Genomic DNA, 24,950 nt, shown 5'->3' with positions numbered 1-24,950 from the left:
CAGTGGACGCAGAGCGTCCATGGCGGCATTCCCACGCAGAGCATGGGAACGATCGGTGTGGCATTAAAGGATATTGGAGTAGTCGGCTTCGATCCGGTCCAGGCTCAAGTGGTTGAGGAAGTTGGAGAAGCACATCCACGCCGACAACGCGTTCAAATCGCGGAACTGATCCGGCAAATACTTCGGTGGCACCACCAGCCCTTCATCCACCAACTGGCGCAGGGTACGCATGTCTTCCAGCGTGGTCTTACCGCAGAACAACAGCGGAATCTGCTCAAGCTTGCCCTTACGCACGGCCAACTGAATGTAGTTGTAAACCATGATAAAGCCCTTGAGGTAGGACAAGTCTTTGGTGAATGGCAGACCGGTCGGCGTCGAGCCACGGAAAACCCGACTGGCGTTGCCGTAACTTTCCGCCATTTCGAAACCCTGCTCGCGGAAGAACTCGAAGATCTGCAGGAAGTCGGCGCCCTCCTCGACCATGTGAATGGCGCGGGTGCGGTTGGTCAGTTTGCGCAGACGGCTCGGGTAGGAGGCGAAGGTGATGATTTCCATGAGGATCGCCAGGCCTTCCTGGGTCACCGTCGACGACGGCGGGCCTTTGGAGAGGAAGGTGCAGATCGGCTGGTTCAGTCCATTGAGCGTGGTGCCGACATGCACCAGCCCTTCGTGGACCTCCAGCGCGCGCACATCGCGATCGTTGAACATCGCGTCGGTGCGGATCTTGATGTAGTCGGCGCCCGCTGCGGCATCAGCAACAATGCCGTCTGACTCAAACACGCGAATGGTTTCCTCGGCCTCGCCGAACACCTTGTTCAGACGGGTCTGCAGCAAGTGCACCGCGTCTTTGGCGGTGAGGATTTTCGGCTCGTCCTTGAGGTCGCCACGGCCATCAATGTTGTTCAGGTAGTCGGACATCATCAGGCCGAGGTCGGCCAGCGTCGGGTCACCGGCGTGGAACGCATCGGACGCGGCGCCATACAGCTCCTGCGAGATCAGGCCGAAATCCTCGGTGCCGCGCGCCTCGAGCATGCGCACGACCATGCGGTACTCCTTGCACATGCGCCGCATGATCTGCCCGACCGGGTTGAACTGACCGAGCTGGCGGGTGATGTCGCGCTCGATGTTCTGGAACTCCAGTTTGACCTTGCTCGAATCGAAACTCAGCGGCCGATTGAGGTAATAGTCGCGATCCACCGCCGGCATTTCCTTGCCTTTGGCCTTGAGAAAACCCTTGCGGATGTTCTCGTCCCACTTGACCGCGTCGAGCACACGGATCGGCGTCTGCGCCAGCACAATGCGGTCGGACAACATGCGTATCGTCTGCTGGTAATCGTCCACCCGAAACTCCTGTAGAAAACCTGACGTGTTAATTATTGGACGCGGGCCTGACGCTGGTAGCGCACGGCTTCAACGAAAACATCGGAATTGGCCGGATCGTCGAGGTAAGCAAAGACCTTGTCGAGGCGGCTGTCGACCAACACGCCGTCGCCATCGTCGGTCGGGAAGGCCTGACCGTCGAGGGCTTTCTGTTTGATCGCTTGATTGATCTGTTCAGGATCGAGGTTGTAAACCACCAGTTCGTGCTTATCGGTGAGTTCAAAACCGGCGATGGTGTAGTGGCCGCCGTACTGTGCCGGGACTTTCACCGACAGATACCAGCGATTGCCGTGGCGCGAGACGGTGAACGGATAGGCTTCGCGCTCGTGGGGCCTGGCCTTGAAGTACGTGACGGCCTGATAGCGGTCATTGCCCAGGCGTGTCAGCTCAAGGTTCATCGGCTCGCCCCAGGCATTGGTGCTCGACCATTTGCCGAGCAAGCCCTTGGGCGCCGGGTCACTGGCGGCCAGCGGCTCCTTGAAGGTCACCAGACAGCCACTGAGCAGCAGGAACGACAAGGCGATCAGCACGCCACGCCAGGCTTTCATTCAAAACTCCCTATGAACACACGGCCCTGAACATTGCCACATTACCCTGTGGGAGCGAGCCTGCTCGCGAAAGCGGTGTGTCAGGCAACAGAGATGTTGAATGTCAGACCGCATTCGCGAGCAGGCTCGCTCCCACAGGGTGAAACAACAGCGGATTACACCGACGCGAGGACCAGATGCATGTAGCGCGTCAGAATGCCGAGCATGTCCTCTTCGGCCAAAGGCTCGGCGTCGTTGAGCAGGCCCTGATATTCCATCCGTCCGATAATCGCCGTCAACACCTTGGCATCCTGCTGCGGTTCACGCGAGCCCAATACCTGGAACAACTGGCAGGTGCCCTGCAACAGAATCTGCTGATGCGAGCGCACCAGAATCGCCAGACGCGGATTGAGCAGCGCTTCCTGGCGGAACGCTTGCTCAGCCATCAAATGCTCACGCCGGTTAACCAACTGACGATGCACGTAGTCGGCCATCAGCCGCGCAATGTCGTCAGCCAGTTGCGAGCGCGATTCGGGACTACCGTCACCACTGACGACCATGTCACGCAGCAGACCTTCATTGTTGACCCACAACTTGGCCATGTACGCCGCGCTGCGCTCGACATATTGCGCGAAGGTATCGGTGAGCAGGTCATCGATGTCCTTGAAGTAATAGGTGGTCGCCGACAGCGGCACACCGGCCTCGGCAGCCACGGCACGGTGGCGCACCGCCCGCACGCCGTCACGCACGACAATGCGCATCGCTGCGTCGAGAATGTCCTGGCGACGCTGCTCACTGCCCTGTCGGCTGGCCTTGCGGCCCTGGTACTGAACACTTTCAGCGACCGCAGTGGCGATTCCCGCTGCACCCTCTTGAGCTATTGCACCCATCACGACAGAACTTCCTCTGCTATTGCAAAATTAACCAATTGATACATTTGTACCAGACAGGCAATAAAAAGCCGCCTGTTTTAGGCGGCTTTTTAACTGAAACGTTTACGCTTGCGGTCGCATGTGCGGGAACAGGATCACATCGCGGATCGACGGCGAGTTGGTCAGCAACATCACCAGACGGTCGATGCCGATGCCTTCACCGGCCGTTGGCGGCATGCCGTACTCCAGCGCGCGAACGAAGTCGGCGTCGTAGTGCATGGCTTCGTCGTCACCGGCGTCCTTGTCGGCCACCTGCGCCATGAAGCGTTCGGCCTGATCTTCAGCGTCGTTCAACTCGGAGTAGGCGTTGGCGATTTCACGACCACCGATGAACAGCTCGAAACGGTCAGTGACGTTCGGGTTGTCATCGTTGCGACGGGCCAGCGGCGACACTTCGAACGGGTACTGGGTAATGAAGTGCGGCTGCTCGAGTTTGTGCTCGACCAGCTCTTCGAAAATCATCACTTGCAGCTTGCCCAGACCTTCGAAGCCCAGCACCTTGGCGCCGGCCTTCTTGGCGATGGCGCGCGCCTTGTCGATGTCGTTCAGATCATCGGCAGTCAGCTCAGGGTTGTACTTGAGGATCGAGTCGAACACCGACAGGCGCACGAACGGCTCGCCGAAGTGGAACACCTTGTCGCCGTACGGCACGTCGGTGCTGCCCAGCACCAGCTGCGCCAGCTCGCGGAACAGTTCTTCGGTCAGGTCCATGTTGTCTTCGTAGTCGGCGTAAGCCTGATAGAACTCCAACATGGTGAATTCCGGGTTGTGACGAGTCGAAACGCCTTCGTTACGGAAGTTGCGGTTGATCTCGAAAACCTTTTCAAAACCACCGACCACCAGACGCTTGAGGTACAGCTCTGGCGCGATACGCAGGAACATTTCCATGTCCAGCGCGTTGTGGTGGGTTTCGAACGGCTTGGCCGCAGCGCCGCCCGGAATGGTCTGCAGCATCGGCGTTTCGACTTCGAGGAAGTCGCGCTTCATCAGGAAGCTGCGGATGTGCGCGATCACTTGCGAACGCACGCGGAAGGTCTGGCGCACGTCTTCGTTGACGATCAGGTCAACGTAGCGCTGACGGTAGCGCTGTTCGGTGTCGGTCAGGCCGTGGTGCTTGTCCGGCAGCGGGCGCAGCGATTTGGTCAGCAGACGCACGCTGGTCATTTCAACGTACAGGTCGCCCTTGCCGGAACGCGCCAGGGTGCCTTCGGCGGCAATGATGTCGCCCATGTCCCAGGTTTTCACCGCGGCCAGGGTGTCTTCCGACAGGGTTTTACGGTTGACGTAGACCTGGATGCGACCGGTCATGTCCTGGATCACCATGAACGAGCCACGGTTGAGCATGATGCGACCGGCAACCTTGACCGGGATTGCAGCCTCTGCAAGCTCTTCCTTGGTCTTGTCCGCGTACTGTTTCTGCAGAGCATCGCAGTAGTTTTCGCGGCGGAAGTCGTTCGGGAAGGCGTTGCCCTTGGCGCGCTCGGCAGCCAGCTTTTCCTTGCGCAGGGCGATCAGGGAGTTTTCTTCCTGTTGCAGGGCTTGCGGGTCGAGTTGTTGGTCGCTCATGTCTTTAGATATTCCATCAGGTTCGTTGCCCCCGGGCCTTGCGGCCCGGAGATCGCCAGCTGGGCTGGCTCCTACAGGGATCGGCTTGAATCAGCCGATGCTGTATTGCGTCTTTTACAGGCCCGATTTCAGGCTGGCATACAAGTATTCGTCGATGTCGCCGTCGAGTACCTTGTCGCAGTCGCTGCGTTCGATGTTGGTGCGCAGATCCTTGATCCGCGACGCATCGAGTACGTACGAGCGAATCTGGTGACCCCAGCCGATGTCGGACTTGGTGTCTTCCAGCGCTTGCGACGCGGCGTTGCGTTTCTGCATTTCCTGCTCGTACAACTTGGCCCGCAGCATTTTCATGGCGGTGTCCTTGTTGGCGTGCTGGGAACGTTCGTTCTGGCAGCTGACCACGGTGTTGGTCGGTACGTGAGTGATACGTACGGCCGAGTCGGTGGTGTTTACGTGCTGACCACCGGCACCGGAGGAACGATAGGTGTCGATCCGCAGGTCTGCCGGGTTGATTTCGATTTCGACCTTGTCGTCGATCTCTGGCGAAACGAACACCGCGGAGAACGAGGTGTGACGACGGTTGCCGGAGTCGAACGGGCTCTTGCGCACCAGACGGTGCACGCCGATCTCGGTACGCAGCCAGCCAAAGGCATATTCGCCCTTGATGTGCACGGTCGCGCCTTTGATACCGGCGACTTCACCGGCCGACAACTCCATGATGGTCGCGTCGAAACCGCGTTTATCCGCCCAGCGCAGGTACATGCGCAGGAGGATGTTGGCCCAGTCCTGGGCTTCGGTGCCGCCGGAACCGGCCTGGATGTCCAGGTAGGCGTTGTTCGGGTCCATTTCATGGCTGAACATGCGGCGGAATTCCAGCTTGGCCAGATTTTCCTCGAGACGGGCCAGCTCGGCGACGACATCGCCCACTGCGCCTTCGTCGTTTTCTTCGACGGCCATGTCCAGCAGATCGCGGCAATCGGCCAGGCCGGCGTTCAGTTCATCGAGGGTATCGACGATCTGTGCCAGCGCCGAGCGCTCGCGGCCCAGCTCCTGGGCGTATTCAGGTTTGTTCCAGACACTCGGATCTTCAAGCTCGCGATTGACTTCAGTCAGACGCTCATGCTTTTGATCGTAGTCAAAGATACCCCCGAATAGTTTCGGAGCGCTCGGACAGGTCCTTGATGGTGTTCAGGATCGGGTTGATTTCCATGACGGGCAGCACTCGTTGGCGAACTTTTGAAAGCCGGCGAGTATAACGTAATCAGGCTGTGACGGCAGCCCGTCTGGCGGCTCCGGGGGTGAATGGCTGGAGGTTAACGTCTGAGTCGAGATTGCCAGCCCTCACCCTAGCCCTCTCCCGGAGGGAGAGGGGACCGATCGGGGGATATTTGAGCGCTACGCCGACCTGAAATGGCTTTGCCGAATCCATAATTGCCAAGCTTGCAGATCCATAATCGACTTGGTCGATCAGGTCGATGTACAGCGCCAGACACCTCGGTCGGCCCCCTCTCCCGGAGGGAGAGGGGACCGATCGGGGGATATTTGAGAGATACGCCGACGTGAAACGGCTTTACTGAATCCGGACCTGCCAAGCTTGCAGATCCATAATCGACTCGTTCGATCAGGTCGATGTTCAGCGCCAGACACCTCGGTCGGCCCCCTCTCCCCTTGGGAGAGGGCTGGGGTGAGGGGAAGGGCGTTACTCGATTCCGACCTGATTACGCCCGTTGTTCTTGGCCAGATACAACCCGCGATCCGCCGCCGAAATCAGCAACCGGCAATCACTGCCCGCCTGCGGCACCATGGTCGCCAGACCGATGCTGATCGTCAGGCTCGCGCCGTCCGCCGGGGTGTTGTGCGGAATTTTCAGCGAAGCCACGGTCTGGCGCAGTTTCTCCGCGACCAGCCGTGCACCGCCCGGCGAGGTGTTCGGCAGCACCAGCGCGAACTCTTCACCGCCATAACGTGCCGGCAAGTCCGAAGGTCGTGCGCTGGCGTCGCGGATCGCCGTGGCGACCTTGCGCAGCGCCTCGTCGCCTTCTACGTGGCCAAAACTGTCGTTGTAGGACTTGAAGTAATCGACATCGATCATCAGCAACGACAACTGGCTCTGATCGCGCAGCGAACGGCGCCACTCCAGCTCCAGGTATTCGTCGAAGTGCCGGCGATTAGACAGCCCGGTCAGGCCATCGGAGTTCATCAGGCGTTGCAGCACCAGGTTGGTGTCGAGCAATTGCTGCTGGCTGACCCGCAGCGCGCGGTAAGCCGCATCCCGCTGCAATAGCGTCATGTACGAGCGCGAGTGGTAACGGATGCGCGCCACCAGCTCGATGGTGTCCGGCAGTTTCACCAGATAATCGTTGGCCCCGGCCGAGAACGCCGCGCTCTTGATCAGCGGGTCTTCCTTGGTCGACAGGACGATGATCGGAATGTCCTTGGTCGCCGGGTGATTGCGGTATTCGCGCACCAGGCTCAGGCCATCGAGACCGGGCATCACCAGGTCCTGCAAAATCACCGTCGGCTTGATCCGCACCGCTTGCGCAATGGCCTGGTGCGGGTCGGAGCAGAAGTGGAAGTCGATGTTCTCTTCGTTCGACAGCCCCCGGCGCACGGCTTCGCCGATCATCGCCTGATCGTCCACCAACAACACCATGGCGGCGTTTTCGTCGGTTTTAATGTCGTCGATCTGTAAGTCATTCATGGGCGGTCACCTGAGTACTGCGGAGGCCAGGATTGCGGATTGACCTGATCATTTGGGGAAAATCTCCTGCAATCGTGGCGCTATTCTTTCCAGTGGACGGATTTCTACGGCGGCATCAATGGCCGCAGCGGCCTTGGGCATGCCATACACCGCACTGCTTTGCTGATCTTGCGCGATGGTCAGATAACCCTGTTGGCGCATGAGCTTAAGCCCTTGCGCCCCGTCGCGTCCCATCCCGGTCAATAAAACCCCGACGGCGTCGCCATTCCAATAGCTTGCGACACTCTCGAAAAACACGTCGATCGAAGGACGGTAGATCTCGTTGACCGGCTCGGCGGTGTAGGCCAGCGTGCCGTTTTTCAACAAGCGAATATGGTGATTGGTGCCGGCCAGCAGCACCGCGCCGGCCTGCGGCGGTTCGCCTTCGCGGGCCAGACGCACATCGAGGCCGCTGGCGCTGGCCAGCCATTCGGCCATGCCAGCCGCAAACACCTGATCGACATGCTGCACCAGCACAATGGCTGCCGAGAAATTCTTCGGCAAGCCTTTGAGCAGCACTTCCAGTGCCGCCGGCCCGCCTGCGGATGAGCCGATCGCCACCAGCCGCTGGCACGAAGCGGAACTGCGCTGGGCCGGCGGCGCCGGCCGGGAACGCGTGGGTTTCTCGCCGATCAGCCAGCCAATATTGAGGATCTTGCGCAGCAACGGCGCGGCGGCTTCCCGCGCGTCGCCGGCGCCGAGTGCCGGAGTATCGACCACATCCAGCGCGCCGTGGCCCATGGCTTCAAACACCCGGTGCACGTTCTGCTGGCGGTCGACGGTGACGATGACAATGGCACACGGGGTGTCGGCCATGATTCGGCGGGTGGCCTCGACACCGTCCATCACCGGCATGATCAGATCCATCAGGATCAGATCGGGGGTGTTTTCGGCGCACAGTTGCACCGCCTCGGCGCCGTTGCGGGCGACCCAGACCACCTGATGCGCCGGCTCGAAGGCCAGCGCCCGGCGCAGAGCCTCCACCGCCATGGGCATGTCGTTGACGATTGCGATCTTCATGCCCGCGCTCCTCCGATGAGCTCGACCACTGCGTCGAGCAGGGCGTCGTCATGAAAACTGGCTTTGGCTAAATAATAGTCGGCGCCGGCGTCCAGTCCACGGCGGCGATCCTCTTCCCGATCCTTGTACGACACCACCATCACCGGCAGCGATTGCAGACGGTTGTCGCGGCGCAACAGCGTGACCAGTTCGATGCCGTCCATGCGTGGCATGTCGATGTCGGTGATCAGCAAATCGAAGTCCTCCGAACGCAGCGCGTTCCAACCGTCCATGCCGTCCACCGCCACCGCGACGTCGTAGCCACGGTTGAGCAGCAGCTTGCGTTGCAGCTCGCGCACGGTCAGCGAATCGTCGACCACCAGCACGCGTTTGCGCGCCGCTTCGGCGGCTTGATTGCCGTGACGGGCGATGCGCTCGAGGCGACCGGTGTTGAGCAATTTGTCCACCGAACGCAGCATGTCTTCAACGTCGACGATCAGCACCACCGAACCGTCGTCAAGCAAGGCGCCGGCAGAGATGTCCTGCACTTTGCCCAGACGCTCATCGAGTGGCAAGACCACCAATGTGCGCTCGCCAATGAAGCGCTCCACGGCAACGCCATAAATCGCATCGCGCTCGCGGATCACCACGACTTTAAGGGTTTCGCCACTGTTCTGGCTGGCTGGACGGTTCAGCAACTGGCTGGCCGCGACCAGCCCGACGTGCTGGCCTTCGTGCCAGAAATGCTGACGACCTTCGACTTGCACGATGTCTTCCGGCGCCAGATCACACATGCGCTCGATGTGCGCCAGCGGGAAGGCATACGCTTCTTCACCGACCTCCACCACCAGACTGCGTACCACCGACAAGGTCAGCGGCACTTCCAGATGGAAGCGACTGCCCTCGCCCGCCGTCTGCTCCAGCACCACCGCACCGCGCAATTGCCGGACCATGTGCTGCACCGCGTCAAGACCGACGCCACGCCCGGACACTTCGGTGACCGTGTCGCGCAGGCTGAAACCGGGCAGGAACAAGAAGGTCAGCAGTTCTTCCTCGCTCAACTGCGCCGCCGTTTCCGCTGGGGATAACTGCCGTTCGACGATACTGCGGCGGACCTTTTCCAGATCAACGCCGTTGCCGTCATCACTCAGTTCCAACACCAGCAGACCGGCCTGATGCGAAGCGCGCAGGCGGATCAAGCCCTCTTCAGGCTTGCCCTTGCGCAGACGCTGTTCCGGGGTTTCGATGCCGTGATCGACGGCGTTGCGCAGTAAATGGGTCAGCGGTGCTTCGAGCTTCTCCAGCACGTCACGGTCGACCTGAGTTTTCTCGCCTTCGATTTCCAGGCGTACCTGCTTGCCGAGGCTGCGGCCCAGATCACGGACCATGCGCACCTGACCGGTCAGCACATCGGCGAAGGGCCGCATGCGGCAGGCCAGTGCGGTGTCGTAGAGCACTTGTGCCCGCTGGCTGGCCTGCCAGGCGAATTCGTCGAGTTCGGCGTTTTTTTCGCTCAGCAGTTGCTGCGATTCGGCCAGCAGACGTCGCGCATCCTCCAACGCTTCCAGTGCCTCAAGGCTCAGTGCGTGTTCCTTGAGGTGCACATTGAGGTTTTCCAACGCGCGCAGGCCGTTGTTCTGCATGCGCTTGAGGCGTTGCATGGTCGCCAGATGCGGTTTCAGGCGTTGGGTTTCGACGAGCGATTTGCTCGACAGATCGAGCAGGCTGTTCAGGCGCTCGGCGGTAACGCGCAAAACGCGTTCGCCACCTTCGGTGCTGCGTTTGTTTTTGCGTGGCGCCGGCTCGGGCGTCTCACTCGCCACGTCGATGACGGGCGCAGGCGGCGCCGGCTCGACTCGCGGCGCTTGCAGTTGCAATTCGGCCATGACTGGCGCTGCGACGGCAGGCGGGGACGCCGGATCAAGCAACTGCGCCATCAACGTCACATACGCTTCGATGTCAGCCGGTTGTGGAGCATTCGCTGGCGTCGCAATGCGCATCAGCAAGTCGGTGCCCTGCAACAACGCATCGATGTGCTCCGGGCGCAGCAACAACCGCCCTTCCTGAGCGCTGACCAGGCAATCCTCCATGACATGCGCAACACTGACGCCGCTGTCGATGCCGACAATCCGCGCCGCACCTTTTAGCGAGTGCGCCGCGCGCATGCACGATTCCAGTTGATCGGTCTGGGTCGGGTTGCGCTCCAGCGCCAGCAGACCGGCGCTGAGCACCTGGGTCTGGGCTTCGGCTTCGAGGCTGAACAGCTCAAGCAGCGAAGCGTCGCGCATTTGCTCGGGGGTCATGTGAGGCTCCGGGTCACGGCGGACAACAGCTGTTCTTCATCCAGCCAACGCAGGCTGCGACCGCGATATTGCAGAACACCACGGGTGTATTTGGCACTGGCTTGCGCGCCGGATTGCGATGCTGCCTCTAGGATTCGCTCATCGATGGCATGAATACCGTCAACCTCATCCACCGGCACCACCACCGGTCCGCCGTGCGCAGCGATGATCAGCATGCGCGGCATGATTCGCGCGCCAGTAGCTGGCGCCGCGCTGCCATCCAGATCGAGTAATTCGACCAGCGACAGGCACGCCACCAGTGCACCGCGCACATTCGCCACGCCGAGCAAGGCCCGCGAGCGCTGGTGTGGCAATGAGTGAATCGCCTGCATGGGTGCGACTTCAACGAGGCTGCGGGTCGCCAGCCCCAGCCATTCTTCGCCGAGACGGAACATCAACAGCGAACGGGTTTTGACATCTGTTTCAACGGTGGTAGCCATCGGGCTGCGCTCATCCTGCTGCAGCGCATAACGATCAAGCAGGCGGGTGGCGGCGGCGGAATACACCGAGCAATTGCGGCAATGAATATGGTCTTCCAGCAGCGGGCAGGACTTGTCGCCATGAATGCCGATGCGGTTCCAGCAATCATCGATGGCCCGGGCGTCTTCGTGGGTGACGTTCAAGGTGTCGGACGGGATCATCGTTTACGCTCACTGTCGGCGGTGCGGCCGCTGCGGGCGGCGCGCTCCTGCAATCGTCTGGCACCCGCCGTATCGCCCTGGGCCTGCAACAACACGGCCAGGTGCATCAACGCTTCGGGGTGTTGCGGTTCGAGGTACAACGCCTTGCGATAGAAGCCTTGGGCTTCGAGGTTCAGGCCGGCGACGTCACTGAGCAGCCCGAGCCAGTAAAACACCTGAGCCACCGGTTCGTGGCTGCGCAAATACTGTTCGCAGGCGGCGCGGGCCTCGGCACTTTTGCCTTCGTTGGCCAGTGCAGCGATGTTCGCCAGCAGGGTCGCCGCGTCCGGGTTGGCACTTTTGCTGGAGTTTGGTAGCGGCGTCACGGCGGCAAACGGTCGATTGCGCACCGGCGCGGGCGGCGTGCTGCGTGGCGGTTGGCTGACTGGCACCACAATGGGCTTGGGCGTCGGTAGCGGTTCGGGATGCGGATCGCTGTGGCGGCTGAACGCGAAGGACTGCGGGATACCGATCGAACGCATGCCCAAACGCCCGAGCAAACTGCCTTCTGCCGGGCCGATAAACAGCACGCCATCAAAATGGGTCAGGCGTTTGAGCACCTCGAACACCTGCTTCTGCGTCGGCTGATCGAAATAGATCAACAGGTTACGGCAGAACACGAAATCGAACGCCGGCTCGCTGGCCAGCAATGCTGGATCAAGCACGTTACCGACCTGCAAACGCACTTGCTCACGGACGTTTTCGTTGACCCGATGACCGTCCTGCTCAGACGTGAAGTGCCGCTCGCGAAAGTCCAGATCCTGGCCGCGAAACGAATTCTTGCCGTACAGCGCACGCCGCGCCTTCTCCACCGAGAGTGGGCTGACGTCCATGCCGTCGACCTTGAACTGATGCGGTTTAAGCCCGGCATCGAGCAAGGCCATGGCAATCGAATACGGTTCTTCGCCGGTGGAACACGGCAGGCTGAGAATGCGCAAGGCGCGCATGTTGTTCAGTTCGGCCAGGCGCTTGCGGGCGAGTTTGCCCAGCGTGGCGAAAGATTCCGGGTAGCGGAAAAACCACGTTTCCGGGACGATCACGGCTTCGATCAACGCTTGTTGTTCATCCCGCGAGCCTTGTAGCAACAGCCAATACTCATCGGCATGCGCCGCTTGCGAGAGCGTGGTGCGCTGACGCACGGCGCGCTCAATGATCGCCGGCCCCACCGACGTCACATCGAGACCGATGCGCTCCTTGAGGAAGTCGAAAAAACGCTGATCGCTGCTCATGCCTGCGCCTCAAGCTGCGCCGGACTCAGCGGCGGATCGGGGAACAGCAAGCTGCGCACGGCGTCATCGAGCAAGTCCTTGACCCGCACCCATTGCACCAATCCTTGGGCATCTTCGCGCACCGGGCCGAGGTAAGGCGCCTCGCGATTGTCGAGGCCATAAGGCTGAAACTCCTGCGGATGGCAACGCAGGGTGTCGGTGGCCTGTTCGAGAATCAGCCCCAGCCATTGCGCGGGCTGCGATTCATCCGGCTGGTAATTAACCAGCACCAGGCGCGTACTGGTGCGCGCCTCAGCGGGATGGCCAAAGGTCAGCGCACTCAGGTCGATCACCGGCACCACCGCACCGCGATAGGCAAACACCCCGGCGACCCAGTGCGGCGCCCGGGCAATCGGTTTCAACGGCAGGCGTGGCAACACTTCCGCGACTTCGGTGGCGCGCAAGGCGTAACGCTCGCTGCCGATGCGAAACAGCAGGAACAACGCCGGCTTCGCCACCTGCGCGGCGCTGCGTTTGGCGATGATTTCGCTCATCAGACTTTAAATCGCGAAACGCCACTGCGCAGCCCGACGGCCACCTGGCTCAGTTCGTCGATGGCGAAACTGGCCTGACGCAGCGACTCGACTGTCTGGCTGCTGGCGTCGCCCAACTGCACCAGCGCATGGTTGATCTGCTCGGCGCCGGTGGCCTGGGCCTGCATGCCCTCGTTGACCATCAACACCCGCGGCGCCAGCGCCTGAACCTGGTGGATGATCTGCGACAGTTGTTCGCCGACCTGCTGAACTTCAGACATGCCGCGACGCACTTCTTCGGAGAATTTGTCCATGCCCATCACCCCGGCGGACACCGCCGACTGGATCTCGCGAACCATTTGTTCGATGTCGTAAGTGGCGACAGCGGTCTGATCCGCCAGGCGCCGCACTTCGGTGGCGACGACGGCGAAACCGCGACCGTACTCACCGGCCTTCTCGGCTTCAATCGCTGCGTTGAGCGACAACAGGTTGGTCTGGTCGGCGACTTTGACGATGGTCACCACCACCTGGTTGATGTTGCCGGCCTTCTCGTTGAGGATCGCCAGTTTGGCGTTGACCAGATCGGCCGCGCCCATCACCGAGTGCATGGTGTCTTCCATGCGCGCCAGACCTTGCTGGCCGGAGCCGGCCAGCACCGAGGCCTGATCGGCGGCCGTGGACACTTCGGTCATGGTGCGCACCAAATCGCGCGAGGTGGCGGCGATCTCACGCGACGTCGCGCCGATTTCAGTAGTGGTGGCGGCGGTTTCGGTGGCGGTGGCTTGCTGTTGCTTGGAGGTGGCGGCGATCTCGGTCACCGACGTGGTCACCTGCACCGAGGAGCGCTGGGCTTGCGACACCAGCGCGGTGAGCTCGGTCATCATGTCGTTGAAGCCGGTTTCCACCGCACCGAACTCGTCCTTGCGGTCGAGGTTCAGACGCGAACTGAGGTCGCCGGTGCGCATGATTTCGAGGATTTTCACGATGCGGTTCATCGGCGCCATGATTGCGCGCATCAGCAGCAGACCGCAGGCACCGGCCGCCAGAACAGCGATCAGCAGCGAGATAAACATGCTGACTTTGGCCGCTGCGACAGCGTCGTCGATGTTGGCCATGGCCTGATCGGCGACTTTCTTGTTCTCGCCGATGATGTCGTTGAGTTTCATCCGCCCGCTGTACCAGGTCGGGGTCAGCTTTTCATTGAACAGCTTGACCGCATCGGCTTCCAGATTGCGCTTGTGCAGGTCCAGCACCTGATCCTGAATCTTCATGTAGGCATCGTGAAACTTCTCGAAGGCCGCGAACTCGGTACGGTCCTCTTCAGTGGCCATGGTGCTGCGGTAGTTGGCCATCTGCTCTTGCAGGCGGTTTTCAAACGCCTTGTAGTCCGCCGCATCTTCGCTGCTGATGCCCTGCCCTTCTTTCAGGCCGAGCAGTTCCTGGGTCTGCAAGTAACTGTCGACCCACGCGCCGCGAATCATCGAGCTGTAATAGACGCCGGGAATCGCGTCATCGCGCACGCTGTTTTCACTGGCCTCGATCTTCAACAGCCGTGAATACGAAACGACGACCATCAGCAACATGATGGCGATAATCACCGCAAAGCTCGCCAAAATGCGTTGGCGCAACGTCCAGTTCTTCACAGTGATTCCTCGTGGCTCAGTCGAAATGCGGGGAGTATAGCCGAGGGCGGTGTTTCATTTATAAGACGCTTTTTAACCCTCAGGCCTGTCCGGCGGGGTTGGCGGGAAGGCTCTGGGGTGGGACTGTCCGACAATTCGGGGCTGACGTGCCAGTGGGGTAATGGCAAAAAGGGGCGATGGATCGGCCATCGGAGGGGGACGCGGCGGAAACAGCATTGCGAGCAGGCTAAAACGTGGGAACGAGCCTGCTCGCAAAGAACACAAGCACGGTCTGCTGACCGCGCCAATTATATGAAGAGGGCTACGTTAGGCTCCGCTCTCCCACCGCCTTAAGCCAGTCGGGTTACTGTGACCGAAGCCGAGTTCAGGTTTACGGTGTAAATAACAGATTCTGCGACCGCAATGTCGAACGGCATAGAGCCGACGGAGAACTGACGAACTTCTGCAAAAGTGCCCACGTCGATGACTAAAACTTTTTCGTCCGAATTCCGGACGACATACATGTAACGCCCATCAGAACCAGACGCGACTGCAACAGGCCCTTCGCCGACAGACACTGTCTTAACCACTGTCTCTATCGTGGTATTAATAAATGACACAGTATTATCTTCGTAATTACACACACAAAGGAACTGGCCATCACCTGTAATGGCAAGATCGTTCGGTGTCTTCCCGACCTTTATACTTTTTACAACGTCCTGAGCAGCAACATCAAAAACATTAACTTCTGCGTTCATTTCTGCCGAAAAGTAAACTTTCGAATTATCCGGACTCACCACAACAGCATTCGGGCTTCCTGCAGAGAATATCGAATGGACTTTTCTCAGGCTCGTCGCATTCAGGACGATAAATTGCGGTGCGCTCGAGCGGACGAAGTAGATGAATTTACCATCAGGGCTAAACGCCACAGACACGTCAGCACCAACGTCCTCCTCCTCGACTTTTGCAGGCTCTAACGTTTTAGCATCGATGACCCATACTTCACCCTGATTACAAACCACAATGCGCTTGTCATCAGGACTTACGGCAATGGCTCTCACACGACTTTCTAATGTGATGATCTTCACCACCTCGGAAGATCCCACATCGATTACTGAAACATAACCCTCATTATTGTCGCGATTGTCGTGGCAGACAAAAGCCCGTTTTTCATCCTTACTGAATGCAACAGATATGGGTCTGGACTTTACCGGAATTGTTGAAGTCTGAAGTGCGTTGGTCAAATCAGCGATTTTTTTAGATAAGGGTTTATTAGTGGTCATGATCATGGCTCCTGCCAATGTTTTTGACAGATCCATTGAACTTCAGAAAAATTTTAAGAACTACTGTCAGATCTGACAGGTGCCGCCAGATTTCAGACGAGCGGTAGTTCGAAGTTCAACAAAAAACAAACTACCGCTGGTGCCTGGCTCGGCCTATAAAGCAGTCAGTCGCACTTGCTTTTCCAACTCCACCTTCAACCCCGGCTCCAGCTTCAACTGCCGCGCCAGTTCATCCAGATAGCTCTTCTCCATGAAGCTTTCCTCATCCACCAGCATCACGCTGGCGATATACATCTCTGCCGCCATCTCCGGCGTACTCGCGGCGCGGGCGACGTCGGTGGGGTCGAGGGGTTTGTTGAGTTCGGCGTGCAGCCAGTGCTGCAGCTCCTGATCGTTGTCGAGCTTTGTAAACTCGCCTTCGATCAGTTGGCGCTCGCGGTCATCGATGTGGCCGTCAGCCTTTGCGGCGGCGATGAGCGCCTTGAGAATGGCCTGGCTGTGTTGCTCGGCTTGCGCGGGTGGCAGGCGATCCAGAGTTTGCGGCTCGCTTTGTGGCGCGGTGCCTTTTTGCGCGTTGTAGTTGCCGTAGGCCTTGTAGGCCAGGACACCCAGCGCGGCCAGACCGCCGTAGATCGCGACTTTGCCGCCGACCTTGCGGGCCTTTTTGCTGCCCAGCAGAAGGCCCATGGCTCCGGCGGCCAACGCGCCGCCGCCCGCGCCTGACAGCAAACCACCGAGGCCACCAGCGCCGGACGACCCGCCCAGCAGACCGCCCAGACCACCGGCAGCCGGTTTGTTGCCCGAGCCACCTGCCTTGTTCTGCAATAGATCCTGACCGGACTTGAGCAGTTGATCGAGCAATCCACGGGTGTTCATGTTCCACCTCCAAACTGAGCTTATCGGGATCAATAAGGCCCTCAGCCTAGTCCGAAAGTGCCGCCACGCTGTCCGAGAGAGTGCTTCCGGATGTTGCGCCCAGCCGACGCTTGTGCGCACAAAACCGCAAACGATGCGGCTCATATCAACCTGAAGTCATCCAGCAGAATTCCCGAGTTGGCCAGTGCGGTCATCTCCCCACCAGGGTTCGCCCTGTCTGGGCGTCAATCAACGGTGTCGGCAGGCGCGAATCTCTCTCAGAAATAGTGCCGACCGTTGCATTCAGCACAGGAGAAAGAGGAAATGGCTTGCCATCGCGAAACAGCCAATAGGACAGCGCAACGAGTTTGCCGAAATTGGCGACAATGCACCCACTGTCCAGAGGGAAGTTTGCCCAGCTATTGGCATTGTGGGCTTTGGCGGCAAAGGTCGGAGAACCTGGTCCGGGCGCGCCTTTTACAATCAGTTGAACAGTGTCACCGGGAAGGCCGGGCGTGTGCTTCCAGGTTTTTTAGTCACTAAGGCGTCAACACGAAATCGTCAAACACCCAGGCAATGTTGCCATTCGCTAAAAACTCCAGCCTGACGATGTCCCGTCCCGAAAACTCAATGGTCTTGCCACGGTTAGCCAGAGAGATCCTTTTTTGCCCCAGATAGCCGCCAGTGCCGTAAAAATGCACGTCAGCAAAATGAGGATCAGCCATGTTGCCCGTGGACAAAAAACTCAGCTTCTGACAGGGACGAACGAACGTTATCTGTGCTTTCTCTTGCGCCACGACATACCAGTGCAACTGCTTGCCAGGTGGACTGGTATCTATGGCTGCTTGGGTATAAGCGGTAGGATGCGTCGGAGATACTGCAGTACTCAAAAGCTCGAAGGTGAGAGCCGGCGTCACAAGCCTCTCACCAGCCCGGGTAATTCTTTGCGTAGGCTGATCTTCAAAATCCTCAACCAACACTGTCGTAACGGTATAAGTCCTCTCGGGTAACTTTACCGCCTTGCTCTTATCATTCTCACCGTAGTAGTTCACGCGGGTGCGTATGATCACAAGACTCCTGTCCTTGCGCGTAGACAGCCATTCAAACGGAATGACCCGGCTCAAGCCTTGCGTGGCGGAATGAGCCTCGCCTTTCAGATCCTCAAAAACCGTCTCGTTGCCATCGCGGTCAACCCCAATGTAGTCGATCCAGATACGTTGACCGGCCACCTGGTGAGGCCAGGCGCTGACGTTCAACAGCGTCTTGGCGTCCTGTTTGTTGACGTCCAGATCAGCGCCGCTCTCAGCACCAATGATTGGCGTGGGCAATGTCGCGTGATAGTCCGGGATCCTCCCTATCGAGGCAGCAAGGTCCGGTGAGGTCTGTACCGGCTTGCCGCCGCGCAGTTGTACGAAATGGAGGTCTACCGGTTCACCCAGATTGGCCGCGATGCACGCGCTGTTCAAAACAAAGTTGGCGCGGCTGTTGGCATTCAGCGCTTTGGGTTCGAACTCTGGCGATCCCGCGCCCGGCTTCCCCCTGACAACCAGTTGCACCGTGTCGCCCTGGCGATAACCCAAGACCTCGACCCGCCCAATGGCACCTTGCAGATTGGCCGGGTCCAGCGGGTCGAGCACGCGATTGGCCGACTTGATCAGTTGCGGCGCTTGCAGTTTTGGCAAGCCCTCGCCTAATACGTCAGCAGTGGTCACTAACGAATTACCGACCGAGGCCCCACCCCTGAGCAATGTGTAGACCACTGTTACCTCGCTGCCAGCAATGACTTTCTCGTTGGCGATCGTCAGCACACACCGCTGTTTCTCATCAAACTCGTCCTTTGTGACACTTCCCGACGCTGTTACAACCACATCCGGCTTGCCTGTGACTTTGGCGGTGTAGGTGACATAAATGTCATCCCCGACGAGGAAGCGCGAATCGCTGGTGAGTACGATGACCAGCAAAGGATTGGCACCGAGTTTCTCCAGGTCAATATCCGGCGATTCGTCGGCACCACTGAGGCTTTCGCGCAAAAACGCCTTCGGCAATCGCGCACCCGCCAAATCCACATCAATGGTCTGCACGGCAGACCAGGGTGAATCCGGATCGGCACCGTTACCGAGTTGATCGGTGACCGTATAAGAGATGTTGAATTTCGGATGATCCTTGGCTTTCTCAAAGTCTGCCCGGGTGACGTTGAAGCAGACTTTGACCGGCTCACTGGAACCAGGATCCGGCGCATCCTGCTCGGTGACCTGGTGGTACACATCATGGCCGTTGAGGTTCAACCGGATGAGGTCGTATGCCCGGCAATACGGGTAGGAAACGCACACCTGTGCGCCGGCGGCAGGAAAGTCCGCGCCTACACCGTTGCGCAATGCATCGGACAGCAGCAACTCAAGTTCGGAATGTTCATCGTCGCCCGGACTGGTGTCTTCCTTGCCTGGACGAATCTTGTTGTACAACAGTTCCAGCGGTGGCTCCGAGGTGCCCATGTTGCCACTGCCCCGGCGTACGGTACAGGTGAGCCGATTGACAACATCGGCAAGCAGCATCTTTTTGGGAATGTGCAGTGTCACCGTATCGTCTACGGCTTGAGTCTGCGTACTGTCGATGCCGGGTTGACCGTTAAGATCGAGAAGCACCGTATCGCCCTTAAGCTGGCCCAGATATGGACCGAACCTGACTGCCGCGCCTTGAGGCGCGAAATCATAAATGCGCAAGGGAACCCCAAAATGCGCACCTGCCTCAAGTCTGGTCGCTTCGGGCAGATCAGGCGGATACAGCGTCAGCACCGTATTGTCCGCCGCCATCACACCCGATATCGGCTCTTCGTTTTCCGGGAGCCAGGTGGGGGCGACCGGTTGTGGACTATTGGACTGTCCGGTTGGGGTTGTGGCCATGTGAATCTCCTGCTCGCGGATTGAACGCCAGAAACGCTTGCCGGAGAGTGGGCGCCGAAAAGGCAACCCTGACAACTGTCAGAAATTACAGGTCGCCGGCCTTTCCCGACGGACGGCTACGGTTGTTCTCGCGAGCCCTCTTTGCAATCTGCCCATCGATTAAAACGATATACACTCGGGCTCATCGACAAAAACAGCCCTCCGGGTATTCCGTCATGATGACCCTGCGTCAGATCCGTCACTTCATCGCCGTGGCCGAGACCGGCTCGATCTCCGCTGCCGCGCAAACCGCGTTCATTTCCCAATCAACCCTGACTCTGGCAATCCAGCAACTGGAAGAGGAAATCGGCGTCAGCCTGTTCAGCCGCCACCCCAAGGGCATGACGCTGACCCACCAAGGTCATCAATTCCTGCGCCAGGCGCACCTGATCCTGGCGACCGTGGACAACGCCAAGCGCAGCCTGCAACAGAGCACCGATCAGGTCGCGGGGCAGTTGATCGTCGGCGTTACCAGCCTCGTCGCCGGTTATTACCTGGCGGATCTGCTCACCCGGTTTCAGCGTGCCTATCCCAATGTCGAGATCCGGGTAATGGAAGACGAGCGCCCGTACATCGAGCATTTGCTGGTCAGCGGCGAGATCGATGTCGGCGTACTGATCCTGTCCAACCTCGAAGACCGCCACGCCTTGCAGACCGAAGTGCTGACCCACTCGCCGCACCGTTTGTGGCTGCCGGCGCAGCATCCGTTGCTGGAGCACGACAGCATCAACCTCGCCGACGTCGCCCGCGAGCCGCTGATTCAACTCAACGTCGATGAAATGGATCGCAACGCCCAGCGATTGTGGCGCGGCGCCGGGTTGCAGCCAAAAATCACCTTGAGAACCGCCTCGACCGAAGCCGTGCGAAGCCTGGTCGCCGCCGGTTTGGGTGTGTCGATCCAGCCAGACATGACCTATCGCCCATGGTCCCTGGAGGGCGACATCATCGAAGCGCGATCCATTGCCGACCTCAACCAGACCCTCGACGTCGGGCTGGCCTGGCGTCGTGGCACCGCGCGGCCAGCGCTGGTCGATCCGTTCCTGACCGTGGCCCGCGAGCAACCCCACGGCGGGCGCAAGCCATCTATTTAATCGAACGCAGCCTTCAGTATTTAGAATTTGTCGACCTCGGAGCCGCGCACTAGTCTTGCTGCATCTATAAGACGGTCGGCTCCCGGTATCTGGGAGCAACAATGGCCACACAAGAAAAGAGATCGCGGAAAATGGCTGGCGCGCAAACCCCGATATGTACCGCGTTGTTGATCGACGGCGAACTGGTCGCCGGGCAAGGTTTTGTCGAGCCGATTATCAACCCGGCCTCCGGTGAAATCCTCACGCACATCGCCGAGGCCAGCACCGAGCAGGTTGAAGCCGCGATCCTCGCCGCCCACCGCGCCTTTGCCGAGTGGTCGCGCACCACGCCGCAGCAACGTTCGAACCTGCTGCTCGAGATTGCCAACGCCGTCGAAAAACACGCCGATCACCTCGCCCGCCTCGAATCGCAGAACTGCGGCAAGCCGCTGCACCTGGCGCGTCAGGACGATTTGACCGCGACCGTTGATGTGTTCCGCTTCTTCGCGGGCGCCGTGCGTTGCCAGACCGGTCAGCTCAGCGGCGAATACCTGCCGGGCTACACCAGCATGGTCCGTCGTGATCCGATTGGCGTGGTCGCCTCGATCGCGCCGTGGAATTACCCGATCATGATGGCCGCGTGGAAAATCGCCCCGGCCCTCGCCGCCGGCAACACGCTGGTGTTCAAACCGTCCGAGCACACACCACTGTCGATCCTCGCCCTGGCGCCAGCGCTGGCCGAAATCCTCCCGCGCGGGGTGATCAACATCATCTGCGGTGGTGGCGAAGGCGTCGGCAGCCATTTGGTCGGCCACGCCAAAGTGCGCATGGTCTCGCTGACCGGCGATATCGTCACCGGGCAGAAAATCCTCCAGGCCGCCGCGAAAACCCTGAAACGTACGCACCTCGAACTCGGTGGCAAAGCCCCGGTGATCGTCTGCAACGACGCCGACATCCAGGCCGTGGTCGAAGGCGTGCGCACCTATGGTTACTACAACGCCGGGCAGGACTGCACCGCTGCGTGCCGGATCTACGCGCAGGCCGGGATTCACGACAAACTGGTCGCCGAACTCGGCGCCGCCGTCAGCAGCCTGCGCTTCGCCGGCAAACGCGACGCCGACAACGAGATCGGCCCGCTGATCAGCACCCGCCAGCGCGACCGCGTCGCCAGTTTCGTCGAGCGCGCCCTCGGCCAGCCGCACATTGAGCGCGTGACCGGTGCGGCGGTGCACTCCGGCGCCGGTTTCTTCTATCAACCGACCCTGCTCGCCGGTTGCAAACAGGGTGACGAAATCGTCCAGCGCGAAGTGTTCGGCCCCGTGGTCACGGTGACGCGTTTCGACGAACTCACACAAGCGGTCGACTGGGCCAACGACTCCGAATACGGTCTCGCCTCGTCGGTCTGGACGCAGAATCTGGACAAGGCGATGCAGGTCGCCGCGCGCTTGCAGTATGGCTGCACGTGGATCAACAGCCATTTCATGCTGGTCAGCGAAATGCCCCATGGCGGGCTGAAACGCTCCGGTTACGGCAAAGACTTATCCAGTGATTCGCTTCAGGACTACAGCGTGGTGCGGCACATCATGGCCCGCCACGGCCAGCATCTCTGACTACGCTAATAACAAGCCGCCAACGGCATGCTTCACCGCGTTCACAACTGCCCCGACCATAATTTAAAGAAGAGGGTTCAACCATGTTCGTGCACAAGACCGCACTGCTCAGTGCAATCACCACGGCCCTGTTAGCCAGCGCCAGCCTGCAAGCCGCCGAGCCGTTGAAGGCGGTCGGGGCTGGCGAAGGCCAGCTGGATATCGTTGCGTGGCCGGGTTACATCGAACGTGGCGAGAGCGATAAAGCCTACGACTGGGTGACCGGTTTCGAGCAGGAAACCGGCTGCAAGGTCAATGTGAAGACGGCTGCGACCTCGGACGAAATGGTCAGCCTGATGGCCAAGGGCGGTTACGACCTGGTCACCGCGTCGGGCGATGCCTCGCTGCGGTTGATTGTCGGCAAGCGTGTGCAACCGATCAACACCGCGTTGATCCCGAACTGGAACACCCTCGACCCGCGCCTGAAAGATGCGCCGTGGTACGTGGTCAACAAGCAGACTTACGGCACCCCGTATCAGTGGGGCCCGAACGTGCTGATGTACAACACCAACGTATTCAAGACCGCGCCGACCAGCTGGAACGTGGTGTTCGCCGCGCAGGATCTGCCCGATGGCAAGTCGAACAAGGGCCGCGTGCAGGCCTATGACGGCCCGATCTACATCGCCGACGCGGCGCTGTATCTGAAGTCGACCAAGCCTGAACTGGGCATCAAGGATCCGTACCAACTCACCGAAGACCAGTACAAAGCCGTGCTCGATCTGCTGCGCGCGCAGCAGCCGCTGATCCATCGCTACTGGCACGACACCACGGTACAGATGAGCGACTTCAAAAACGAAGGCGTGGTGGCGTCGAGCGCCTGGCCGTATCAGGTCAACGGTTTGATGAACGAGAAGCAGCCGATCGCTTCGACCATTCCGAAAGAAGGCGCGACGGGTTGGGCGGATACCACCATGTTGCACGCCGAGGCCAAGCATCCCAATTGCGCTTACAAGTGGATGGACTGGTCGCTGAAACCAAAAGTCCAGGGTGATGTGGCGGCGTGGTTCGGTTCGTTGCCGGCCGTTCCTGCGGCGTGCAAGGAGAGCGAATTGCTTGGCGCCGAAGGCTGCAAAACCAACGGCTTCGATCAGTTCGACAAGATCGCCTTCTGGAAAACCCCGCAGGCTGAGGGTGGCAAGTTTGTGCCGTATAGCCGCTGGACCCAGGACTACATCGCGATCATGGGCGGCCGCTAGCCTTCACTCGATCAGCTCCCTTTCCCCCTCGCCCCCCTTGGGGGAGAGGGCTGGGGTGAGGGGGTGGCTTTTGCCTTTGCTCTTGATTTCAGCGCAATGGCCAATAAAGCCACCCTCACCCCCCGCCCTCTCCCGGAGGGAGAGGGAGCTAAAAGCGGATCGCATCTCGTCCGCCGAATGAGGGCGCTAAAAGCGGATCGCATTCACCGTTGGATGCCGATCGTTCCCACGCTCTGCGTGGGAATGCATCACCGGACGCTCCGCGTCCATTTGCACGAGGTGACGCAGAACGTCACAGGCTGCATTCCCACGCAGAGCGTAGGAAAGATCACTCGAAAAAAGTCCAGGCAGGGCCGCTGCGACGGCCTACGCCTTTTTGGAGCACCGCACCATGACGCTTGCAGTCCAGTTCACCAACGTTTCCCGGCAGTTCGGCGAGGTGAAGGCCGTTGACCGGGTTTCCATCGATATTCAGGACGGTGAGTTTTTTTCCATGCTCGGCCCTTCCGGCTCGGGCAAGACCACCTGCCTGCGCCTGATCGCCGGCTTCGAACAACCGAGCGCCGGCTCGATCCGCATTCATGGCGCCGAAGCGGCCGGTCTGCCGCCGTACCAGCGTGACGTCAACACGGTGTTTCAGGATTACGCACTGTTCCCGCACATGAACGTCCTCGACAACGTCGCCTACGGCTTGAAGGTCAAAGGCGTCGGCAAAACCGAACGGCACAAACGCGCCGAAGAAGCCTTGGACATGGTCGCCCTCGGCGGTTACGGCGCACGCAAACCGGTGCAGTTGTCCGGTGGTCAGCGCCAGCGTGTCGCCCTCGCCCGCGCCTTGGTCAATCGTCCGCGCGTGCTGTTGCTCGATGAGCCTTTGGGCGCGCTCGACCTGAAACTGCGCGAACAAATGCAAAGCGAACTGAAGAAGCTGCAACGCCAGCTCGGCATCACTTTCATCTTCGTCACCCACGATCAAACCGAAGCGCTGTCGATGTCCGATCGCGTCGCCGTGTTCAACAAGGGCCGCATCGAACAGGTCGACACGCCGCGCAATCTGTACATGAAACCGACCACCACGTTTGTCGCTGAATTCGTCGGCACCTCGAACGTGATTCGTGGCGATCTGGCCCGCCAAATCAGCGGTCATCCGCAGCCGTTTTCAATTCGCCCGGAACACGTGCGTTTTGCCGAAGGCCCACTCGCCAGCCACGAAATCGAAGTCAGCGGATTGCTCCACGACATCCAGTACCAAGGCAGCGCCACGCGCTATGAATTGAAACTGGAAAACGGCCAGACCCTGAGCATCAGCCACGCCAACAATCAGTGGATCGACAGCAGCGCGCAGCACCACACCGGCCAGCGCCTGAGTGCGCGTTGGGCGCGGGAAGCGATGATCCCGCTGCACGACACCGTAGCGAGCGGGGTGTGA

Annotated in this window: 19 protein-coding genes; 4 read left to right on the top strand and 15 right to left on the bottom strand. The window is 59.9% G+C overall.

The window, feature by feature from the left end:
• Positions 1-63 precede the first annotated feature (63 nt).
• The 15 genes from P3G59_RS05430 to P3G59_RS05360 all read right to left on the bottom strand — a co-directional run bounded on the left by P3G59_RS05430 (position 64) and on the right by P3G59_RS05360 (position 19,567).
• Entirely contained in the window at positions 64-1,314 is a 1,251-nt protein-coding gene (locus P3G59_RS05430) for a flavohemoglobin expression-modulating QEGLA motif protein (protein ID WP_176091693.1), read from the bottom strand.
• Positions 1,315-1,373: 59 nt separating this feature from the next.
• Positions 1,374-1,928, bottom strand: a complete 555-nt coding sequence (locus tag P3G59_RS05425) for a hypothetical protein (protein WP_277760750.1) — start codon at positions 1,926-1,928, stop codon at positions 1,374-1,376.
• A gap of 155 nt (positions 1,929-2,083) precedes the next feature.
• Positions 2,084-2,797: a TetR family transcriptional regulator gene (locus P3G59_RS05420; RefSeq protein ID WP_095050372.1), complete on the bottom strand. Its 714-nt coding sequence runs from the start codon at positions 2,795-2,797 to the stop codon at positions 2,084-2,086.
• Between the two features lie 105 nt (positions 2,798-2,902).
• Positions 2,903-4,405 carry a lysine--tRNA ligase gene (gene lysS / locus P3G59_RS05415; protein ID WP_038357812.1) on the bottom strand — a complete coding sequence of 501 codons (1,503 nt, stop codon included), beginning with the start codon at positions 4,403-4,405 and terminating at the stop codon, positions 2,903-2,905.
• 114 nt (positions 4,406-4,519) lie between these two features.
• Positions 4,520-5,615, bottom strand: a protein-coding gene (prfB, locus tag P3G59_RS05410; protein ID WP_102358477.1) for a peptide chain release factor 2 whose coding sequence is annotated in 2 segments (ribosomal slippage) — positions 4,520-5,542 and positions 5,544-5,615 — 1,095 coding nt in all. Because the reading frame shifts where the segments join, the coding sequence is not laid out codon by codon here.
• 489 nt (positions 5,616-6,104) lie between these two features.
• Complete coding sequence (locus tag P3G59_RS05405) at positions 6,105-7,106, bottom strand: PleD family two-component system response regulator (protein ID WP_201227802.1); 1,002 nt, start codon at positions 7,104-7,106, stop codon at positions 6,105-6,107.
• A gap of 48 nt (positions 7,107-7,154) precedes the next feature.
• Positions 7,155-8,165 carry a chemotaxis response regulator protein-glutamate methylesterase gene (locus tag P3G59_RS05400; protein WP_277760749.1) on the bottom strand — a complete coding sequence of 337 codons (1,011 nt, stop codon included), beginning with the start codon at positions 8,163-8,165 and terminating at the stop codon, positions 7,155-7,157.
• Positions 8,162-10,447, bottom strand: a complete 2,286-nt coding sequence (locus P3G59_RS05395; RefSeq protein ID WP_277760748.1) for a hybrid sensor histidine kinase/response regulator — start codon at positions 10,445-10,447, stop codon at positions 8,162-8,164. The genes P3G59_RS05400 and P3G59_RS05395 overlap by 4 nt, the downstream gene beginning before the upstream one ends.
• Positions 10,444-11,127: a chemotaxis protein CheW gene (locus P3G59_RS05390; protein WP_277760747.1), complete on the bottom strand. Its 684-nt coding sequence runs from the start codon at positions 11,125-11,127 to the stop codon at positions 10,444-10,446. Before P3G59_RS05390 ends, P3G59_RS05395 begins: the two co-directional genes overlap by 4 nt.
• Positions 11,124-12,395: a CheR family methyltransferase gene (locus P3G59_RS05385; RefSeq protein ID WP_277760746.1), complete on the bottom strand. Its 1,272-nt coding sequence runs from the start codon at positions 12,393-12,395 to the stop codon at positions 11,124-11,126. The genes P3G59_RS05390 and P3G59_RS05385 overlap by 4 nt, the downstream gene beginning before the upstream one ends.
• A complete protein-coding gene (locus tag P3G59_RS05380; RefSeq protein WP_277760745.1) occupies positions 12,392-12,928 on the bottom strand; it encodes a chemotaxis protein CheW in 537 nt (178 codons plus the stop codon). Before P3G59_RS05380 ends, P3G59_RS05385 begins: the two co-directional genes overlap by 4 nt.
• Positions 12,928-14,550, bottom strand: coding sequence for a methyl-accepting chemotaxis protein (locus tag P3G59_RS05375; RefSeq protein WP_277760744.1), 1,623 nt, complete (start codon positions 14,548-14,550; stop codon positions 12,928-12,930). The genes P3G59_RS05380 and P3G59_RS05375 overlap by 1 nt, the downstream gene beginning before the upstream one ends.
• Before the next feature lie 329 nt (positions 14,551-14,879).
• Complete coding sequence (locus P3G59_RS05370; protein ID WP_277760743.1) at positions 14,880-15,812, bottom strand: YncE family protein; 933 nt, start codon at positions 15,810-15,812, stop codon at positions 14,880-14,882.
• A gap of 153 nt (positions 15,813-15,965) precedes the next feature.
• Entirely contained in the window at positions 15,966-16,688 is a 723-nt protein-coding gene (locus P3G59_RS05365) for a tellurite resistance TerB family protein (protein WP_277760741.1), read from the bottom strand.
• A 518-nt stretch (positions 16,689-17,206) separates the two neighbouring features.
• The gene (locus P3G59_RS05360) at positions 17,207-19,567 is read right to left on the bottom strand and encodes a hypothetical protein (protein WP_277760740.1); all 2,361 of its coding nucleotides are present in this window, start codon (positions 19,565-19,567) and stop codon (positions 17,207-17,209) included.
• Positions 19,568-19,782: 215 nt separating this feature from the next.
• Here P3G59_RS05360 and P3G59_RS05355 point away from each other — a divergent pair, with 215 nt between their 5' ends.
• From P3G59_RS05355 to P3G59_RS05340, 4 genes are all read left to right on the top strand, one after another.
• The gene (locus P3G59_RS05355; protein WP_277760739.1) at positions 19,783-20,697 is read left to right on the top strand and encodes a LysR family transcriptional regulator; all 915 of its coding nucleotides are present in this window, start codon (positions 19,783-19,785) and stop codon (positions 20,695-20,697) included.
• Positions 20,698-20,828: 131 nt separating this feature from the next.
• Complete coding sequence (locus P3G59_RS05350) at positions 20,829-22,286, top strand: gamma-aminobutyraldehyde dehydrogenase (RefSeq protein WP_277760738.1); 1,458 nt, start codon at positions 20,829-20,831, stop codon at positions 22,284-22,286.
• A gap of 83 nt (positions 22,287-22,369) precedes the next feature.
• Positions 22,370-23,521, top strand: coding sequence for a putative ABC transporter substrate-binding protein YdcS (gene ydcS, locus P3G59_RS05345; RefSeq protein ID WP_277760737.1), 1,152 nt, complete (start codon positions 22,370-22,372; stop codon positions 23,519-23,521).
• A 391-nt stretch (positions 23,522-23,912) separates the two neighbouring features.
• Complete coding sequence (locus tag P3G59_RS05340; RefSeq protein WP_277760736.1) at positions 23,913-24,950, top strand: ABC transporter ATP-binding protein; 1,038 nt, start codon at positions 23,913-23,915, stop codon at positions 24,948-24,950.

This window comes from Pseudomonas sp. A34-9, assembly GCF_029543085.1.
Classification (GTDB): domain Bacteria; phylum Pseudomonadota; class Gammaproteobacteria; order Pseudomonadales; family Pseudomonadaceae; genus Aquipseudomonas.
This window is presented reverse-complemented; position numbering and strand designations above follow the sequence as displayed.

Excerpts from the sequence above, each read along its gene's own strand:
- P3G59_RS05360 (WP_277760740.1), bottom strand. The coding sequence starts at position 19,567 with ATGGCCACAACCCCAACCGGACAGTCCAATAGTCCACAACCGGTCGCC.
- P3G59_RS05405 (WP_201227802.1), bottom strand. The coding sequence starts at position 7,106 with ATGAATGACTTACAGATCGACGACATTAAAACCGACGAAAACGCCGCC.
- P3G59_RS05355 (WP_277760739.1), top strand. The coding sequence starts at position 19,783 with ATGATGACCCTGCGTCAGATCCGTCACTTCATCGCCGTGGCCGAGACC.
- P3G59_RS05400 (WP_277760749.1), bottom strand. The coding sequence starts at position 8,165 with ATGAAGATCGCAATCGTCAACGACATGCCCATGGCGGTGGAGGCTCTG.
- P3G59_RS05340 (WP_277760736.1), top strand. The coding sequence starts at position 23,913 with ATGACGCTTGCAGTCCAGTTCACCAACGTTTCCCGGCAGTTCGGCGAG.
- P3G59_RS05385 (WP_277760746.1), bottom strand. The coding sequence starts at position 12,395 with ATGAGCAGCGATCAGCGTTTTTTCGACTTCCTCAAGGAGCGCATCGGT.
- P3G59_RS05370 (WP_277760743.1), bottom strand. The coding sequence starts at position 15,812 with ATGACCACTAATAAACCCTTATCTAAAAAAATCGCTGATTTGACCAAC.
- P3G59_RS05365 (WP_277760741.1), bottom strand. The coding sequence starts at position 16,688 with ATGAACACCCGTGGATTGCTCGATCAACTGCTCAAGTCCGGTCAGGAT.
- lysS (WP_038357812.1), bottom strand. The coding sequence starts at position 4,405 with ATGAGCGACCAACAACTCGACCCGCAAGCCCTGCAACAGGAAGAAAAC.
- P3G59_RS05350 (WP_277760738.1), top strand. The coding sequence starts at position 20,829 with ATGGCTGGCGCGCAAACCCCGATATGTACCGCGTTGTTGATCGACGGC.
- ydcS (WP_277760737.1), top strand. The coding sequence starts at position 22,370 with ATGTTCGTGCACAAGACCGCACTGCTCAGTGCAATCACCACGGCCCTG.
- P3G59_RS05390 (WP_277760747.1), bottom strand. The coding sequence starts at position 11,127 with ATGATCCCGTCCGACACCTTGAACGTCACCCACGAAGACGCCCGGGCC.
- P3G59_RS05425 (WP_277760750.1), bottom strand. The coding sequence starts at position 1,928 with ATGAAAGCCTGGCGTGGCGTGCTGATCGCCTTGTCGTTCCTGCTGCTC.
- P3G59_RS05420 (WP_095050372.1), bottom strand. The coding sequence starts at position 2,797 with ATGGGTGCAATAGCTCAAGAGGGTGCAGCGGGAATCGCCACTGCGGTC.
- P3G59_RS05395 (WP_277760748.1), bottom strand. The coding sequence starts at position 10,447 with ATGACCCCCGAGCAAATGCGCGACGCTTCGCTGCTTGAGCTGTTCAGC.
- P3G59_RS05380 (WP_277760745.1), bottom strand. The coding sequence starts at position 12,928 with ATGAGCGAAATCATCGCCAAACGCAGCGCCGCGCAGGTGGCGAAGCCG.
- P3G59_RS05430 (WP_176091693.1), bottom strand. The coding sequence starts at position 1,314 with ATGTTGTCCGACCGCATTGTGCTGGCGCAGACGCCGATCCGTGTGCTC.